Raw genomic sequence first — 17,156 nt, 5'->3', positions numbered from 1 at the left:
AGGGTGCTGCCCCTCGAGCCGATGGATCCGATCCAGATCAGTGCCTACAAGCTGAGCGGCGTGCTCGGCCGCGGTGGGCAGGGAACCGTGTACGCGGGAGAGGACGGCGCCGGAGCCAAGGCCGCGGTCAAGGTCCTGCACACCGGCCTCGACGGCGAGGACGCCCGCCGGCGCTTCGTCCGGGAAGCCGAGGCCGCGCGCAAAGTGGCCCCCTTCTGTACGGCCCGCGTCCTGGACGTGGGCGTCGAGCAGGGCCGGCCGTACATCGTGAGCGAGTACATCCCGGGCCCCTCCCTCGACCGGCTGGTCAAGAACGAGGGCGCCCGGCCGGGCACCGCGCTGGAACGCCTGGCCGTGGCGACCCTGACCGCGCTGGCCGCCATCCACCGGGCGGGGATCGTGCACCGGGACTTCAAGCCGAGCAACGTGATCATGGGCCCCGAGGGGCCGGTCGTCATCGACTTCGGCATCGCCAGGGCGCTCGACCAGACGGCCACGAGCAGCGTCATGGGCACGCCCGCGTTCATGGCGCCGGAGCAGTTCGAGGGCGCGCTGGCCGGGCCGGCCGCGGACCTGTTCAGCTGGGCCAGCACGATGGTGTTCGCGGCGACGGGCACGCAGGCGTTCAAGGGCGACACGATGCCGTCGCTCATGCACGCCATCCTGACCACCGAACCCGACCTGTCCGGCGTGCCCGAGGCGATGCGCTCCCTGCTGGCACGCTGCCTGGACAAGGACCCCGCGCGGCGGCCGTCGGCCGAGGGGCTGCTGGCGCAGCTCACCGGGCAGCACGCGGCGGGCGGCACCCTGCACCTGCCAGCTCCGGAGCCGACGGTGCCGCAGAATGTCCAGGCCGCGCCGGTTCCGCTGGGCCCGTTCGCCGGGCCGCCGCACCTGCCCTATCCGATGCCGGTCGCGGTCCCGAAGCGGCCCGGCGGCGCCGGGCACACGGTCGCCGCGGTGCTGACCTCGGTGCTCGGGGGAGTCCTGGCGATCGTGCTGCTTCTGCAGGCGGTGAGCGGGGCGGGCGGGCTGCACCTCACCGCCGGCGGGCTCATCATCATGTTTGCGGCGCTGCTCCTGTTCGTCCCGGCGTTCGCCACCGCCGCCTGGCGCCACAACGTCGGCGCGGCGATCTGCGTCGTCCTGGTGTTCCCCCTGAGCCTGGTCATCCTGATCTGGGGAGTCGTGCTGGGCGGGGAGGACGACTTCCCCGAGCTTCTGCTGGCGATCGTCCCCGCCCTGCTCGTCGGCTTGCTGCTGGCCGCGTCCGCGTTGTTGCTGTGGCGGCTGAACCGGGTCGCCGCGGTGCTGGGCGGGCTCGGGGGCCTGCTGATGGCGGCCGAGGTCATGGGCTACATCCTCGTCGCCTCGTCCCTCGAACTGCCCGATCTCTTCTACGAGTTGCTGGGGATCGAATCGATCTTCACCCGGGTCATGCTCGCCGCGTGGCTGCTGACCGTGAGCATCTCATTGGTCGTGCGCGCGGGACGGCCGGCGTCACCGGGCCGCTGACGCGCGCAGCCTCCGATACACCGCCTGCCCGAGGACCAGCCAGGCGACGGCCAGGACCCACACGGCCAAGGCCAGCCGCCCGAGCGCCTCGCTGGCGAAGGCGCCGGCCCGTGGCGCGGCCACGCCCAGGTCGGAGAAGACGCCGGTGATGCCGCCGATCCCCATGAGGGCGCCGACCAGCATGCCGAGCGCGCCCATCACCCAGTTCCACCGCCATAACACCATCGCGGTGGCCAGCAGCAGCATGCTCGTCAGCACGGAGGCGAGCGAGACCACCGCCATGAGGTCGAAGCCGGTCAGGTTCTTGAACCCCTCCTTGCCGGCCGAGGCCACCCCGTTGAGCGCGAACAGCACGGTCAGCGGGATGTGCAGCAGCCAGATGAGGGAGGCGCTCGCGGAGACGTGGTGGAGCGTCAGGCAGAGCGCGCACGCCACGAGCGAGACCATGACCGCCCTGGGGGTCTCCACGTCGAAGGGCGGGGACAGGGAGGCGGGGAAGCCGGTTCCGTACCCGAGGGTCGCCAGGGCGAAGTAGACGCTGTAGTACAACAGCGGCGCGACCGCCAGCAGCGTCAGGACGGCCCCGGTCAGGCTGACCATGTCGGGGCCGGAGGAGGGCTCCTCATGGGCGGCGGACACGGTCGCGGGCTCGTCGGCATCGGGTACGGCTGCCGCGGCCGGAGGCATGGGCTGGGGCAGGGCGGTCATGGTGGCCAGGGCCTGGGCGGCGGTGGGGCGCAGGGCCGGGTCCTTGCCCAGGCAGGCGTGCAGCAGCGGGCGCAGGTCCTCGGGGACTCCCGACAGGTCCGGCTCGGTCATGAGGATGGCGTGCATGACCGACGGCATCGTGTCGCCCGGGAAGGGGTTGCGGCCGGTGGCGGCGAACACCATGGTGCTGGCCCAGCTGAACAGGTCGGCGGCCGGTCCGATCGGGCCGCCGGCGAACTGCTCGGGCGCCATGAACGCGGGGGTGCCCATGATGCTGCTGGTGGCGGTCTGGTCGAGCACGCGGGCGATGCCGAAGTCGATGACGACCGGCCCCTCGGGGCCCATGATCACGTTGCCGGGTTTGAAGTCGAGGTGCACGAGGCCGGCGCGGTGGATGTTCTCCAGCGCGGTGAGCGTGGCCACGGCCAGGCGCGGCAGGCCGCCACCGGTCCTGGGGCCGTGCTCGCGGACGAGCCGGCCCAGGGAGGGGCCGGGGACGTACTCGCTGACGATGTAGCCGTCGCCGACGTCCAGGACGCGGGCCGTACAGAAGGGGGAGACCTTGCGGGCGGCCTCGGCCTCGCGCAGGAAGCGGCGGCGCACGTCGCCTTCCGCGGCGAAGCGGCTGTGCAGGGCCTTGATGGCGACCTGGGCGCCGCCGGGAGCGCGCCCGAGATGCACGGTGCCCTGACCGCCCTCGCCCAGGATGCCTAACACCTCGTAGGGACCGAACCGCGACTCCACCCGGCCGAGCCTATCGGCGGCCGCCCTGAGGGGCGACCGCCGTACTGCCGTGGGCTACTTCTGCGGGGGCATGCTCGGCACGGAGACGGTCACGCCGCCCACCGAACCCCAGACCGACCACGCCTGGATGACGAAGTCGTCGGTGATGCGCAGGGGGCCCATCTCCCGGCGGCCGTTGGCGCGCAGGACGTCGCGGAAGAGCAGGCGGGTCTGGCCCTTGTTCCAGATCTCGATCCAGACGCCGGCCTCGCGGCCGGGGCTGCCGGACTGGAAGTCGAAGTCGGCCAGGTCGAGCTGGACCCACTGGTCGGAACGGCCGGCGAAGGTGATGCGCTGCTCCTGGCCGATCCGCTTGAGGTGGACGAACTTGCCGGGGCCGTCGATGTCCACCCGGCCGAGGTCGGTCACCGAGTTGAGCAGGACCTTGGCGGCGACCAGGCCGTCGGCGGCCACCGGGGCCACCTCGACCTCGTACGTGCCGGCGGTCGTCAGCTCGGGGACGGCCAGCCGGTAGATCGGCTGGACCTGCGGGTGGCCGCCGACGTACTGGGCGACGACCTGGCCGGAGGGGTCGCGGACGATCAGCTTGCTGTGGAAGCCGATCCGCTCACCGCCGGCGCCGGGGAGGTAGATGCCGACGGTGAGCTTGTCGCCGACGTTGCCGGTGAAGGTGTAGCAGTTGCCGACGCCGGGGGCGGGGCTGTTCGCGTCGAGTTCGGCGCCGTCGACTGCCAGCGCACCCGAAGGCTGGCAGGCGACCGCGGAGTTCGGGGTGGAGCCGGGGGTGGGGCCGGCATGCGCCGCCACTCCCGTGCCCAGGATCGTCAGCGTCGCGGCGACGGCTGCGACACCCGCACGAGCGAGGGTTCTCGTGTGCATCAAGCGTCTTCATCCTTCCACGTGCTCTGCGTGACCCGCGGCGGCGGGCCACCGCTTCATGATCAAGATCAAGCTTGACTCACAGATCGCCAACAAGCAAGAAACTTTCCTAAAGAATTCGGCGTCATCGCAGGTAACAGCCGGTGATGGAAGCGCTCTCTCGGCTTTCAACCTTCCGCACGGACGGATGGTTCGGTTTACCCGATGGACACGGCCGTGATCCTTGGCAGGCTGGGGGAGTGCGACGCATCTGGGCGGAATTCCGCTACGCCGTCACCGCGCTGCCGATCGCCCTGGCCGGGCTGACCGGGGTGGGCGTTCTGCTCGTGCCCGGGCTGACGCTGGCGGTCGTCTTCGCCGGGCTGCCGTTGCTGGCCGCCGCCGTCAGCCTGGCCGGGTGGTTCGCGGACATCGAACGGCGACGCCAGGCCGCCCTGCTCAGCGTCCGGATCGGCGCCCCGGCGGGCCCGGGCGGCGCGAGATGGCTGAGCGGCCGCCTCAAGCACGCGGCGGGCTGGCGGGCCGTGGCCTTCACCCTGCTCAAGCCCCTCACCGCGCTGCTGCCCTTCTCCGCCGTCCTGCTCTTCTGGGCGGCGGGGGCGGTCGAGCTCGCCTACCCCCTCTGGCGGCACGTCGGGGGCCTCACACAGGTCTGGGGCGGGCTCCTGCTCGACACCTGGCCCCGTTCCCTGCTCGCCACGGGCGCGGGCGCGCTCCTGCTGGCCTGCGCCCCCTGGGCGGTGCGCGGGGCGATCCTGCTCGACCGGCTGCCGGCCGGGGCGCTGCTGAGCCCGGCCAAGGGCGCCGAACGCCTGCGCCACCTCGAACGCACCCGCACCCAGGCCGTGGACGACGCCGCCGCGACCCTGCGCAGGATCGAGCGCGACCTGCACGACGGCGCCCAGGCCCGCATGGTCGCGGTCACCATGGACCTGATCACCGCGGGCCGGCTCCTGGAGGACGCCACCCAGCTCGACCGGGCCCGCGAACTGCTCGACCTGGCCCGGCACAACGCCGGCGCCGCCGTGGGGGAGTTGCGCGACCTGGCCAAGGGCATTCACCCGCCCGCGCTCGACCACGGCCTGGACACCGCGCTGGCCACGCTGGCCGCCGCGCGGGGCGGCATCCCGGTCGAGGTCAGCGTGGACCTGCCGGAGCGGCCCGGCCGGGCGAGCGAGAGCATCCTCTACTTCTGCGCCGCCGAGCTGCTGGCCAACGTCTTCAAGCACAGCCACGCCACCCGCGCGGTGATCGAGGTGCGCGGCACGCCGTCCGCGCTGATGCTGCGCGTCCACGACGACGGGTACGGCGGCGCCGCGCTGACATCCGGCGGCGGGCTGGACGGGCTGGCCGCCCGCCTGCGCCCGGTCGACGGCCGGTTGACGCTCACCAGCCCTCCGGGCGGGCCCACCACGGTGGTGGTCGAGCTGCCGCACCGGCGGTGACCGGGGTGCGCATCGTGATCGCCGAGGACTCGGCCGTCATCCGGGCCGGGCTGGCCAGGCTGCTGTCGTACCACGGTCACACGGTCGTGGCCGAGGCGGGCCGGGCCGAGGAGCTGTGGGCGACCGTGGCCGAGCACCTGCCCGACCTGGCCGTGGTGGACATCCGCATGCCGCCGTCGTACACCGACGAGGGCCTGCGGGCGGCCATCGCGGTCCGCGAGACCCATCCGGGGGTCGGCATCCTGGTGTTCTCGCAGTACGTCGAGACCCGCTACGCCACCGAGCTGCTGACCGGCGACCCCGGCGGTGTCGGCTACCTGCTGAAGGACCGGGTCTCCGCGGTCGAGGACTTCCTGGACGCCCTCGACCGGGTGGCCGCCGGGGGCACCGCGCTGGACCCGGAGGTCGTGGCCCAGCTGATGCGGGCCGGCCGGCGCAGGGACCCGCTGGCCGTACTGACCGAGCGCGAGCGTGAGGTGCTCGCGCTGATGGCGGAGGGCCGCTCGAACGCGGCCGTCGCGCGGCTGCTGCGGGTCGGCGACCGGGCCGTGGAGAAGCACGTGAGCAACATCTTCACCAAGCTGACGCTGCCGCCGGCCCGCGACGACCATCGCCGGGTCCTGGCCGTCCTCGCCTACCTCCAGCAGCGTTAGCGCAGCGGCTTGGGCAGCTTGATCGTGATGAGGCGGCTCTTGACGCCGGAGTCGATCAGCCGGCCGTCCTCGCCGAACGTGCCGAGGCCGAAGTCGTTGTCGTTGGCGATCACGACGGTGCGCGGGTCGAGCAGCGTCACGCCCTCGATCTTGCCGGGCAGGCCGGGGATCGCGGCCAGGTCGACGGCGAGCTTCTTGGCCGCGGGCCGGACCGAGGCGGGCAGCGCGCTCTCCAGCGATGGCTTGGTGGCCGGGTCGTCGTGCGGGCCGCCGAGCAGGTTGGTCGCGCCACGCAGGTCCACGGTGTAGAGACGGGCGACGGCGTCGGTGCGCTCCTGCAGCAGGAGCCGGCCGGGGGCGAGCACGTTGAGCGCGGAGATCTTCATGTCGCCCTGCTCGGCCTTCGGGTCGAAGTCCGCGACCTTCTCCATCAGGTGGGCCCACTCGCCGGTCGGGCGGCCGGTGCGCAGGTCCACGCGCAGGATGCGGACGAGGTCGGACGCCTTGCCGGTCTTCTTGTCCGGGTTGGCCAGCGGGCTCTGCACGGCCAGGTAGAGCGCGTTCTCACGACGCGAGAAGCCGAGCGCCTCGAGGCCGCGGTTCTGCTGGCGGGTGGCGAGTACGGCGGGCAGCGTCTCCTTGACCGGGTAGCCGGCGCCGGTCAGCCCGAGGCCCTTCGGCACGTACCTGGCCAGGATGCGCCCGTCGGGGGCGGCGTGCACGAGCGAGGGGGAGTACTCGTCCACCAGCCAGAAGTCGCCGTTGCGGCCGGCCACCAGGTCCTCGGTGTCGAGGCCGCCCGGGTCGTAGGCCAGCTGCTCCTGGCCGTCCCAGCCGTAGGGGACCTCGTCGTGGCCCTCCTGGTTGGACCGGCCGGTGATGGGGGTGCCGTCGGACTTCTTGAGCGTGATCGTCTTGGTGATCCTGGCCGTGCCGTTCCGCACCGCGACGCGCACGATGGCGGGGGCGAACTCGGGGACCGGGAACGTGCGCCGCTTCTCGCCGTTCACCTTGGGCTCGCCGTTGGGGCCGCGGTCGGTGACCATCCAGTACTCGCCATGCCCGGCCGGGTAGAGGCCGCTGCCGATGCCGCCCAGCTTGACGCCGCGGTCGTCCTGGACGAGGCCCTTCTCGAAGTCGGCCAGCGCGGGGGCGGGCAGGAGCACGTCCGAGGTGACCCTGGGCCCGGCCGTGGCTCCGGCGGGGACGGCCGCGAGTGTGGAGAGGGCCGCTGCTGCGGCGGCCAGCCCGGCGATAAGTGAACGGGACACAGTGCTTCCTATCAGTAAAGATGCGGCGATAGCACTCGGAAGCTATAGATGCCGGGCGTCCGGCTGTTGAAGCCCGGATGAATGCCCGCTTACCCGCGCACGTCAGCGTGGAGATCCTTCAATGTTCAACTGGATAAACCTATGTTGAGGTTTCTGCCCACTTGGGGGGCTCTTCGCCCTATGATCACGGCGCAGAACCCCACAAAACGGAGAACGTATGCTGCGCAAGACCTGGTTACCAGCCCTGGTGACCCTGGCCGTGACCGCCTCCGGCCTCACCGCCGCCCCCGCGCGGGCCGTCGCCGCGGACGAGCCGAAAACGATTACCGTCCAGGCCGCCGACGACACCTACGTCAGCGAGACGAGCCCGGCCGCCGACCACGCCGCCTTCACCTGGATGTCGGCCTTCAACGGCCCCGGCAACGAGCGCTTCGGCCTGGTCCGCTTCAAGGTCGCGGGCATCCCCGAGGGCGCCGAGGTCAAGGCCACGCTGGAGCTCCACTCCGTGCGCACCACCGACACCGCGCTGGCCGTGCGCCCGACCACCTCGGCCTGGGACGAGCACGTCCTCTACACCAACCGGCCCACGCTCGGCGCCACCGTCGCCACCCACACCGGCTTCACGGCCGGCGAGCAGGCCAAGATCGACCTGTCGGAGGCGGTCGCCGGCGACGGCGCCTACGCCTTCGCCCTGACCAGCACCGGCGGCGCCCAGGGCGTCTTCCACTCCTCGCGCGCCACCGCCACCGGGGCCGTCCCGCCGCGCCTGGTCATCACCTACACCGCCGCCGGGCAGCCGCCGGTGCCCGCCGGGCCGCTGCCGTTCAACCTGCCGGCGATCAGCACGCTGCGCGCCTCGGGCAAGAAGGTCTTCGCGCACTACTTCACGCCGTACCCGATCTCGCTTGACAACCAGGCCGGTAGCAGCGACTACTACGCCCGCAACTACCTCACCCCGACCGGCGAGGGCGGCAAGCACGCGGCGTACGGCGGCCTGCTGCGCGACCGTCCCCTGCCCCGCGCGGCCATGGGCGGCAACTGGCAGCTGGCCGACATGGAGGCCGAGATCCGCCTGGCCAGGGCGGCCGGGCTGGACGGCTTCACCGTGGACATCCTGTCGCTCACCAGCCAGCATTGGAGCAGGACCAAGCTGCTCATCGAGGCGGCCAAGAACGTCGACCCCGGCTTCAAGATCGTCCTGATGCCGGACATGAACGGCCTCAAGGGCGTCACGCCCGCCCAACTGGCCGCGTCCATGGCCGAGCTGGCGCAGAAGCCCGGCGTCTACCGCCTGGCCGACAAGCGCCTGGTCGTCTCGCCGTTCAAGGCCGAGAACCAGACGGTCTCGTGGTGGCGGGAGTTCATGGACACCATGCAGGCCAAGCACGGCGTCAAGGTGGCGTTCGTGCCCGTCTTCCTGAACGCCGCGACCCACGCCAAGGCGTTCGCGCCCATCAGCTACGGCTTCTCCAACTGGGGCAACCGCAGCCCGGCCCAGCAGTCGGGCATCGGTGCGAACATCGACCTCGCCCACGGCATGGGCAAGATCTGGATGCAGCCGGTCTCGGTACAGGACGAGCGCCCCAACCAGGGCGTCTACGACGAGGCCAACAACACCGAGAACCTCCGCGTCACCTGGGACAAGGCCATCTCGGGCGGCGCCGACTGGGTCCAGCTCACCACCTGGAACGACTTCTCCGAGGGCACCCAGTTCACGCCGTCCGCCCACAACGGCGGCGCGTACCTGGACATCACCTCCTACTACCTGACCAAGTTCAAGACCGGCAAGACGCCGACGATCGTCCGGGACACCGTCTACCTCACCCACCGCCTTCAGAAGGCGTCCCAGCGGCCGGGCGGGGGGCCGCAGACCAAGTTCATGACCCTGCGCGGCGGCAGCAGCCCGGCGCGCGACACGGTCGAGGTGCTGGCCTTCCTGACCGGCGCGGCCACGATCCAGGCCGGCATCGGCGGCACGGCCAAGAAGGCCGAGGCGGCGGCCGGGGTCACGGCCACGACCTTCCCGCTGGCGTACGGCCGGCAGTCCGCCTCGGTCGTGCGGGCCGGGAAGACCACGGCCAAGGTCGTCTCCCCGTTCGAGGTCAGGACGAGCCTGCCCAACCAGGACCTGCAGTACGTCGCCGCCACCAGCGGCCGGCCCTGACCTGGAAACCGGACCCGGCCCGGGGGTCTCGGGCCGGGGTGGTTCTGGGGCGTTTGGTGAAATATCCGGCGCCCGGGGATATGTCGGCGGATGGGGAAATATCCGGCCTACGACGTGCTTCGCTGGCTCACCGCGGCCAGGACCGCCGCGGCGGCCAGCAGGACCGCGCCGATCGCCGCGACCGTGGTGAGCCCGCCGGTGAACGCCTCCTTGGCCGCCGCCAGCACCTGCCCGGCCAGCGGCGCCCCCAGACCGTCCGTGGCGGCCACCGCCGCGGCCAGGCTCTCGCGGGCGCTCTCGGCCAGAGCGGGCATCTCGGCCGCGCCGGATCCCGAGGCCGCGCCGGATCCCGAGGGCATGCCGGGTCCTGAGGGCATGCCGGGTCCCGAGGGCATGCCGGGTCCCGAGGGCATGCCGGATCCCGAGGGCATGCCGGATCCCATGGGCACACCGGGTCCCCAAGCCAGGCCGGGCAGCGACGCGTCCATGGTCGCCCGGTAGGCCGCGGTGCCCACGCTGCCCAGGACCGCGATGCCGACGGCCAGTCCCAGCTCACCGCTGGTCTCACCCAGCGCCGAGGCCGCACCCGCCTTCTCCGGCGGCGCCGCGCCCACGACCATGTCCGTGGCCAGCGCGCTGACCGGCCCCGAGCCCGCGTACAGGACGAAGAACGCGGCCAGCATGAGCACCGGGGCGTCGGCCGTGGCCTGCGTCAGCCACAGGTAGCCCAGCGCGGAGACGGCCAGGGAGCCGGCCAGCACGTATCCGGGCCGGATCCGCCGGGCCAGCAGGGGCGCCGCCATCGAGGTGGCGATCAGGCCGATCGCCGGGACCAGCAGCCACAGCCCGGCCGTCATGGGCGGCAGCTCCGCCACGAGCTGCAGGTACTGGGTGACGAACAGGTAGATCCCGCCCAGCACGGCCAGGCTGACCATCATGACCAGGAGCGCCCCGCGGAAGGCCCGGTTGCCGAAGAGTCGCAGGTCCAGCAGGGGCTCGGTGAGCCGGCGCTGCCGGTGCACGAACGCCGCCCCGGCCGCCAGCCCGGCCGCCAGGGCGAGCAGGGGAAGGGGCCGCATGCCGTACACCGGCAGCTCCTTGACCGCGAACGTGATCGGGAGCAGGGTCGCCAGCGACAGCAGGACGCTGACCAGGTCCAGCCGCCCGGCGCCCGGGTCGCGGAACTCCGGCAGCAGGACCGGCCCCGCCGCCAGCAGCAGCACCATCACCGGGACGCCCAGCAGGAACACCGACCCCCACCGGAAGTGCTCGAGCAGCAGCCCGCCCACGACCGGGCCGAGCGCGATGCCCACGGAGAACATCGTGGCCCACACCCCGATCGCCAGCCCGCGCTGCCGCGGGTCGCGGAACATGTTGCTGATCAGCGACAGCGTGGACGGCATGATCGTGGCCCCGGCCACGCCGAGCAGCGTGCGGGCGGCGATGAGCATCTCGGCGGTGGTGGAGTAGGCGGCCAGCACCGAAGCGGCGCCGAACGCCGCGGCTCCCGCCAGCAGCAGCTTGCGGCGGCCGATGCGGTCGCCCAGCGTGCCCATCGTCACCAGGAACCCGGCGATCATGAAGCTGTAGATGTCGATGATCCACAAGGTCTGGGTGGCGCTGGGATTCAGGTCGGCGCCGATGTGCGGCACCGCCAGATGCAGCACGGTGACGTCCAGCGACAACAACAAGGTAGGCAGGGCCAGGACGGCCAGGCCGATCCACGCCTTGGGACCGGCGGCGGCTTCAGTGCTCACAGTCATGCGGCCCAGGGTGCGGCCAGGCGCTGAGGGCCGGCTGAGGATGGGCTGAGGGTACGGTGGAGCCCATGCGATTCGGGGTGCTCGGGCCGCTCGCGGTGTGGTCCGGCGAGGGCGAACCGATCCGGGTCCCCGAGGTCATGGTCAGGACGCTGCTGGCCCGCCTGCTCGTCGACCCCGGCCGTCCCGTCAGCGCCGACCGGCTCGCCGCCGACCTGTGGGGCGAGGACCAGCCCGCCTCCCCGGCCAACTCGCTGCAGGGCAAGGTCTCCCAGCTGCGCCGCGCGCTCGGGGGCAGGGACGTCGTGGTGTACGGCCCGGCCGGCTACCACCTGCGGGCGGAGCCTGACGCGGTGGACGCCGGCCGGTTCACCGCCCTGCTGACCGAGGCCCGCGCGATCGCCGACGCCCGCAGGCGGGCAGGCAAGCTGACGGCGGCGCTGGCCCTGTGGCGCGGCCCCGCCTTCGCCGACGTGGCCGACGAGCCGTTCGCCGCCCCGGCCATCGCCCGCCTGGAGGAGCAGCGGCTGGCCGCCCTCGAGGAGCAGGCCGAGGCCCGCCTGCTCCTGGGCGAGCACCGGGCGCTCGCCGCCGAACTGGCCGCCCCGGCCGCCGCCCACCCCCTCAGGGAACGCCTGCGCGCCGCGCACATGAAGGCCCTCTACCTGTCCGGACGGCAGAGCGAGGCGCTGGCCGCCTACGCCGGCCTGCGTGAACGGCTCCGCGACGAGCTCGGCCTGGACCCGGGTCCGGAGGTGGCCGCACTGCACCAGGCCATCCTCGAACACGCCCCCCACCTGCGCGTCCCCGTCCCGATCTCGCCGTCGGAGCTGATCGGCAGGGACCACGAGGTGGCCCAGGTGTGCGCCGCGCTCGGCAGCGCCCGGCTGGTCACGCTCACCGGCCCCGGCGGCGTCGGCAAGACGCGCCTGGCGCTGGCCGCCGCCGAGGGCGTCGAGGGCGCGTTCGTCGTCGAACTGGCCGGCCGCCACCGGCCGGGCGGCGACGGCGTGGCCGAGGTGGCCGAGTCGGTCGCCGCCGCGCTCGGCATCCGCGACGACGTCACCGCCCCCGTGGCCGAGCGGCTGGTGGGTGCTCTGCGCGCCCGGCGGCCCCTGCTCGTCCTGGACAACTGCGAACACCTCGTCGAAGCGGTCGCGGAACTGACCGGCACCCTGTTGCGGGAGGCGCCCGGGGTCCGCGTGCTGGCCACCAGCCGGGAGCCGCTGGCCCTCACCGGCGAGGTGCTGCTGGCCGTACCGCCGCTGCCGGTCCCCGCGCCGGACGCCGGCCTGGACACGATGCGGCGGGCCGGCGCGGTCCGGCTGTTCGCGGCCCGCGCCGCGGCCTCCGCGCCCGGGTTCACGCTCGACGAGGGCAACGCCGCGGCGGTCGCGGCGATCTGCCGCCGCCTGGACGGCATCCCGCTGGCGCTGGAGCTGGCCGCCACCCGGGTGCGCGCGCTGGGCGTCCAGGGGCTGGCCGACCGGCTGGACGACCGCTTCCGCCTGCTGGCCACCGGCAGGCGCGACGCCCCCGCCCGCCAGCGCACGCTCCGCGCGATGATCGACTGGAGCTGGGAGCTCCTCGGTGAGCCGGAGCGCGTGGTCCTGCGCCGGCTGGCCGTCCACGCCGACGGCTGCACGCTGGAGGCGGCCGAGGCCGTCTGCGCCGGAGGCGAGGTCGCCGCCGCGGACGTGCTCGACCTGCTGTCCCGGCTGGTGGACCGGTCGCTGGTGGTGACCGCCGGCGGCACCCGCTACCGGCTGCTGGAGTCCGTCGCCGCCTACTGCCTGGAACGCCTGCGGGAGGCGGGCGAGTCCGGGCCGGTACGGCGCCGCCGCGACGAGCACTACGCGGACCTGGCCGAGCGGGCCGAGCCGTACCTGCGGGGCGGTGACCAGCGGCGCTGGCTGTCGCGGCTCGACGAGGAGGCGGCCAACCTCAGGAACGTCCTGGAGGAGGCCCTGCAGCGCGGCGCGGCCGGGCCGGCGCTCCGCCTGGTCAACGCGCTGGCGTGGTACTGGTATCTGCGCGGCCGCCACCGCGAGGCGCATCGGGCGAGCGGCGCCGTGCTGGAGCTGGTGACCGACGGCCGGGCGCTGGCCTGGCACACCGGGTTCGCGCTGCTGACCGAGGACGGCGAGGGCCGGCGGGAGCGGGCAGACCGGGCGCTGGACCTGCTGGCCGGCGACCCGGCGGCGCACGCGATGGCCGCCTGGTTCATGGCCTGGACCCATCTGGGATTCGGCGATCTGGGGGCCAGTGAGAAGCTGGGCGAGCCGGCGCTGGCCGGGTTCGCCGCGACGGGTGAGGCGTGGGGACTGGCCGCCGCGCGGGCCCTCCAGGCGCAGCACGCGACCTTCCGCGGCGACCTGGCCGCCCTGGAGCGTCACGGCGCCGACAGCGCCGAGCGGTTCGGACGGCTGGGCGACCGCTGGGGCCTGGTCCAGATCGGCGAGTCGCTGGGTTTCCTGGCCGAGATCAACGGCGACTACGAGCGGGCCGCGGCCCTGCACGCCGAGGGCGTCAGGATCGCCGAGGAGATGGGCCTGGTCCTGGACGTGTCCTTCCGGCTGTCCGGGCTCGGCCGCATCGCCATGCTGACCGGCGACTACGCGGCGGCCAACCGCCATCACGAGCGGGCGCTGCGGGTGGCCGAGGAGCAGTCGCACACCTTCGGCGTGCAGTTCGCCGAGGTCGGTCTGGGCATGGTGGCCCGCCGGCAGGGGCGGCTGGACGCGGCCGAGCGCTATCTGTCGCGGTGGCTGGCCTGGACCCGCGAGCTGGGCGCCGACTACGCCGTGGCGCTGCTGCTGGCCGAGCTCGGATTCGTGGCCGAGCTGCGCGGCGACGCCGTACGCGCCATGGCCCTGCACGAGGAGGGGCTGGCGGCGGCGATCCCGAGCGGCGACCCCAGAGCCAGGGCGCTGGCCCTGGAGGGGCTGGCCGGGGCGCACTCGCTGGCCGGGGCGCGCGAGAAGGCGGTCGCGCTGCTGGCGGAGGCGGCGGCGCTGCGGGAGTCGGCCGGTGCGCCGCTGCCACCCGCAGAACGCGGGGACGTGGACCGGATCTCGGCTCGGGTGCATCCCTGAGGGCGAGTCAGGGCTACCCCCGGATGTGTGCGGGGTGCCCGTCTTGCCAGGATGGCGGGCATGAGGAAGACGATCGTGTTGGCGGGCGGCCTGCTGGCCTCCGCGCTGGTGTTGACGGGGTGCGGGCTGGGCAACCTGGTGGGGGCGAAGGCCCACAACAAGGAGGTGAACGAGTACACCGTGACCGACAAGGTGGCGAAGCTCCGCCTGTCGAGCGGCTCGGGCGACACCGAGATCCGCGAGGGCAGCGCCGCGGCCATCAAGATCGTGGAAACCCTGCTGTGGAACTCCGACAAGCCGAAGGCCGAGCACAAGGTCGAGGGCGACGCCCTGGCCGTGACCTACGACTGCCCCTCGTCCATGGACAACTGCAGCGTGAACTACAAGATCGAGGTGCCCAAGGGCCTGGCGCTCGAGCTGGAGACCGGTTCTGGAGACATCTCGCTCGTGGGGGTCACGGGGGCGATCAAGGCCGACGTGGGCTCGGGGGACCTGGCGGGCACGCGGCTGGGCGGTGAGCAGGTCTCGGTGACAACCGGTTCCGGTGACGCCTCGCTGAAGTACACCACCGCGCCCAAGCTGGTGAATCTGGTCGTCGGGTCCGGCAACGCCGCCATCGAACTGCCCGAGGGGCCCTACGCCATTGATGCCAAGACCTCGTCGGGCGATGAGGCGATCTCGGTGAAGAGCGACCCTGCCGCCAGCCGGAAGGTGACCGTCCGCGCGGGCTCCGGCGACGTCAGCGTCACGCCCGCGCAGGGGTGAACAGCGCGAACGCCTGGTCGACGAGGGCGAGTCTGTCGGCTCGCCCGTCGGAGCGGGTCCAGGCGCGGGCCACGCTGTCGAGCGCGGCCCCGGCCGCGGCGGTGAGCAGGTCGGCGGTGAAGGCGTCGAGCCCCGACCTGGCCTGGAGCGCCTGCGCGATGTGCCCGCGGGTCTCCTCCCGCTTCTGCTGATAGCGAGCCCGCAATGCCGGGCTCGACTCGATCAACCGCAGGCGTTCGAGCGCCTGCCGCTCGTCGTCGATGCGCTGCTCCCAGTCTCTGAGCACCGCGTGCAGGCTGGCCCAGGGCTCCTCGCCCGCGGGCCGGGCGGCGAGCTCCGCGGCGATCCGCTCGCCCATGAAGTCGATCTCGCCCAGGACCACGTCTTCCTTGACCGGGAAGTACCTGAAGAAGCTGCGCTTGGACATGCCGGCGGCCCGGGCGATGTCGTCCACGGTCGTCTCGTCGAAGCCCTGCTCGGCGAAGAGCCGCTGGGCCACCTCCACGAGCTCCGCACGCACCGCCCGCTTGGTCCGCTCCCGCAATCCCGTCATGCCATGAGTGTACCTCGTTGACATCTGTGTCACTCGGTGACACCTTTAGGGCGTCGCTCTATTGCGAGGAGGAGTCATGCGGGGAAAGACCGTCCTGATCACCGGGAGCACCGGCGGCATCGGCAGGGAGACGGCCCGGGCACTCGTGGCCAAGGGGGCGCACGTCATCGTCGTGGGCCGTGACCGCGGCCGCGCCGATGCCGCGGCCACGGAGCTGGGCGCGGAGGCCGAGACGGCCGACGTCTGCGAGCCGGCCGACGTCCGCGACCTGGTCACACGGGTGCGCGCCCGGCACGGCGGGCTGGACGTGCTCGTCAACAACGCGGGCGCCAACACCAGCCGCCGGAGGCTGAACACGGCGGGCGTGGAGGTGATGGTCGCCGCCCACGTGCTGACGCCCTACGTCCTGACCCGGGAGCTGATGCGCGACGGCGGCCGGGTGATCAACGTGACCGGCGGCATCCCGGGCGCCCCGATCGAGCTGGACAACCTCCAGGCCGAGCGCCGCTTCATCGGCTGGACGTTCAGCCAGTACAACCACACCAAGACCATGATGATGGCGATGAGCTGCCGCATGGCCGAACGCCTGGCCGAGCGGGACGTGGCGGTCAACGTCGCCTACCCGGGTCACGGGCACACCCCGATGAACCGGCGGCTGCCGCTCTCGGCCTTCCCGTACGCCTACCGGCCGGTCGCGCCGCTGGTCAAGGTGCTGGCCCCGGTGCTGTTCGGCGACCTGGCCAAGCCCAGCCGCTCCAGCGTCCACCTGGCCTCGAGCCAGGAGGTCGCGGGCGTCACCGGCGCCTACTTCGGCATGGACTGCCGCAGGCGGCCGTGGCCCGCGACCGTCCTGGACGAGCGGGTGCGCGAGGCGGTGTGGGAGATGTGCGAGAAACTGGCCGGTTAGCCGGCCTTCGGGATCGGCGGGCCCTCACTGGCCTGCACCAGCACGAAGCCCTGCCCCTGGAAGGCCAGCTGCATCGCCTCGCCGCTGCCCCGGCCGATCAGGGCGCCCGCCTTGAACGTGCGGTTGACCCCGACCTGGAGCCCGGCGCTCCAGCACACCGCCGACTGCCCGTCGGCGAACGTCGGCGCCTGCCCGGTGTTCAGCATGACCGGGCTGCCGTGGGCGGTGACCGCGACCCAGCCGGTGCCGGTGACGGTCGTGTTGAACAGCCCGCCCGCCGCCACGCCGGCGCCCTGCACCCGGCCGATGTCCCAGGTCAGCTGCGGCTCGAAGGCGAGCAGGTTGCGGCCGTTGACCGTCAGCCCCTCGTTCTCCAGATAGAACAGGTGGATGTCGTCGGCGTTGTCGGCGAGGAAGAGCAGGCCCTCGCCCTTCACCCGCATGAGCGGGACGCCCTCGCCCGTCATGACCTTCTTGAACAGTTTGCCCACGCCGCCCGAGCCTTCGTAGTCGAAGTTCATCTGGCCCTGGAAGGCGACCATGGAGCCCTGGCGGGCCAGGACTTCCTGCGGCAGCCGTACCCGGAGCATCTTGGCGTTCTGCAAAGCGAAGTTGCCGCCCGACGCCTGCTGGGGGTCGAGGTTGCCGAAGAGAGCGCTACGCATGTCCTGGTCAACGCGCGGATCGCCGCTTCGGT

13 protein-coding genes are annotated in these 17,156 nt (G+C 72.8%); 7 read left to right on the top strand and 6 right to left on the bottom strand.

The window, feature by feature from the left end; all coding sequences use genetic code 11:
- The first annotated feature begins 3 nt into the window (after nt 1-3).
- Nucleotides 4-1,515 (top strand): serine/threonine-protein kinase, encoded by a 1,512-nt coding sequence (locus FVE25_RS11755; RefSeq protein ID WP_157246434.1) that lies wholly within the window; start codon nt 4-6, stop codon nt 1,513-1,515.
- Here the strand turns inward: FVE25_RS11755 and FVE25_RS11750 are convergent.
- Nucleotides 1,501-2,967: a serine/threonine-protein kinase gene (locus FVE25_RS11750; RefSeq protein WP_157246433.1), complete on the bottom strand. Its 1,467-nt coding sequence runs from the start codon at nt 2,965-2,967 to the stop codon at nt 1,501-1,503. The two genes, FVE25_RS11755 and FVE25_RS11750, sit on opposite strands and share 15 nt — an antisense overlap.
- Nucleotides 2,968-3,021: 54 nt before the next feature.
- Nucleotides 3,022-3,846 (bottom strand): hypothetical protein, encoded by an 825-nt coding sequence (locus FVE25_RS11745; RefSeq protein WP_157246432.1) that lies wholly within the window; start codon nt 3,844-3,846, stop codon nt 3,022-3,024.
- A gap of 239 nt (nt 3,847-4,085) precedes the next feature.
- Here FVE25_RS11745 and FVE25_RS11740 point away from each other — a divergent pair, with 239 nt between their 5' ends.
- Together FVE25_RS11740 and FVE25_RS11735 are read left to right on the top strand one after the other, a co-directional pair.
- Nucleotides 4,086-5,291 carry a sensor histidine kinase gene (locus FVE25_RS11740; RefSeq protein WP_181019536.1) on the top strand — a complete coding sequence of 402 codons (1,206 nt, stop codon included), beginning with the start codon at nt 4,086-4,088 and terminating at the stop codon, nt 5,289-5,291.
- Between the two features lie 5 nt (nt 5,292-5,296).
- Nucleotides 5,297-5,944, top strand: a complete 648-nt coding sequence (locus FVE25_RS11735) for a response regulator transcription factor (RefSeq protein WP_157246430.1) — start codon at nt 5,297-5,299, stop codon at nt 5,942-5,944.
- Here the strand turns inward: FVE25_RS11735 and FVE25_RS11730 are convergent.
- The gene (locus tag FVE25_RS11730) at nt 5,941-7,215 is read right to left on the bottom strand and encodes an esterase-like activity of phytase family protein (protein ID WP_157246429.1); all 1,275 of its coding nucleotides are present in this window, start codon (nt 7,213-7,215) and stop codon (nt 5,941-5,943) included. The genes FVE25_RS11735 and FVE25_RS11730 overlap by 4 nt on opposite strands.
- Nucleotides 7,216-7,432: 217 nt before the next feature.
- On the opposite strand from FVE25_RS11730, the gene FVE25_RS11725 reads away from it, so the two are divergent.
- Nucleotides 7,433-9,379, top strand: a complete 1,947-nt coding sequence (locus FVE25_RS11725) for a glycoside hydrolase family 71 protein (protein WP_219825429.1) — start codon at nt 7,433-7,435, stop codon at nt 9,377-9,379.
- 107 nt (nt 9,380-9,486) lie between these two features.
- On the opposite strand, the gene FVE25_RS11720 is transcribed toward FVE25_RS11725, so the two are convergent.
- Entirely contained in the window at nt 9,487-11,142 is a 1,656-nt protein-coding gene (locus FVE25_RS11720) for an MFS transporter (RefSeq protein ID WP_157246428.1), read from the bottom strand.
- 65 nt (nt 11,143-11,207) lie between these two features.
- Between FVE25_RS11720 and FVE25_RS11715 the strand changes: the two genes are divergently transcribed.
- Nucleotides 11,208-14,234, top strand: coding sequence for an AfsR/SARP family transcriptional regulator (locus FVE25_RS11715; protein WP_157246427.1), 3,027 nt, complete (start codon nt 11,208-11,210; stop codon nt 14,232-14,234).
- 60 nt (nt 14,235-14,294) lie between these two features.
- Nucleotides 14,295-14,999: a DUF4097 family beta strand repeat-containing protein gene (locus FVE25_RS11710; RefSeq protein WP_157246426.1), complete on the top strand. Its 705-nt coding sequence runs from the start codon at nt 14,295-14,297 to the stop codon at nt 14,997-14,999.
- Here the strand turns inward: FVE25_RS11710 and FVE25_RS11705 are convergent.
- Nucleotides 14,980-15,552: a TetR family transcriptional regulator gene (locus FVE25_RS11705; protein WP_219825428.1), complete on the bottom strand. Its 573-nt coding sequence runs from the start codon at nt 15,550-15,552 to the stop codon at nt 14,980-14,982. The two genes, FVE25_RS11710 and FVE25_RS11705, sit on opposite strands and share 20 nt — an antisense overlap.
- 76 nt (nt 15,553-15,628) lie before the next feature.
- On the opposite strand from FVE25_RS11705, the gene FVE25_RS11700 reads away from it, so the two are divergent.
- Nucleotides 15,629-16,459 (top strand): SDR family NAD(P)-dependent oxidoreductase, encoded by an 831-nt coding sequence (locus tag FVE25_RS11700; RefSeq protein ID WP_157246425.1) that lies wholly within the window; start codon nt 15,629-15,631, stop codon nt 16,457-16,459.
- Here FVE25_RS11700 and FVE25_RS11695 read toward each other — a convergent pair.
- Nucleotides 16,456-17,124 carry an AIM24 family protein gene (locus tag FVE25_RS11695; RefSeq protein ID WP_157246424.1) on the bottom strand — a complete coding sequence of 223 codons (669 nt, stop codon included), beginning with the start codon at nt 17,122-17,124 and terminating at the stop codon, nt 16,456-16,458. The genes FVE25_RS11700 and FVE25_RS11695 overlap by 4 nt on opposite strands.
- Between the last annotated feature and the right edge of the window lie 32 nt (nt 17,125-17,156).

The sequence above is a fragment of the Nonomuraea typhae genome, from assembly GCF_009760925.1.
Taxonomy (GTDB): Bacteria; Actinomycetota; Actinomycetes; order Streptosporangiales; family Streptosporangiaceae; genus Nonomuraea; species Nonomuraea typhae.
The sequence above is the reverse complement of the archived record's forward strand: the minus strand, read 5'-3'. Positions and strand labels throughout refer to the sequence as shown.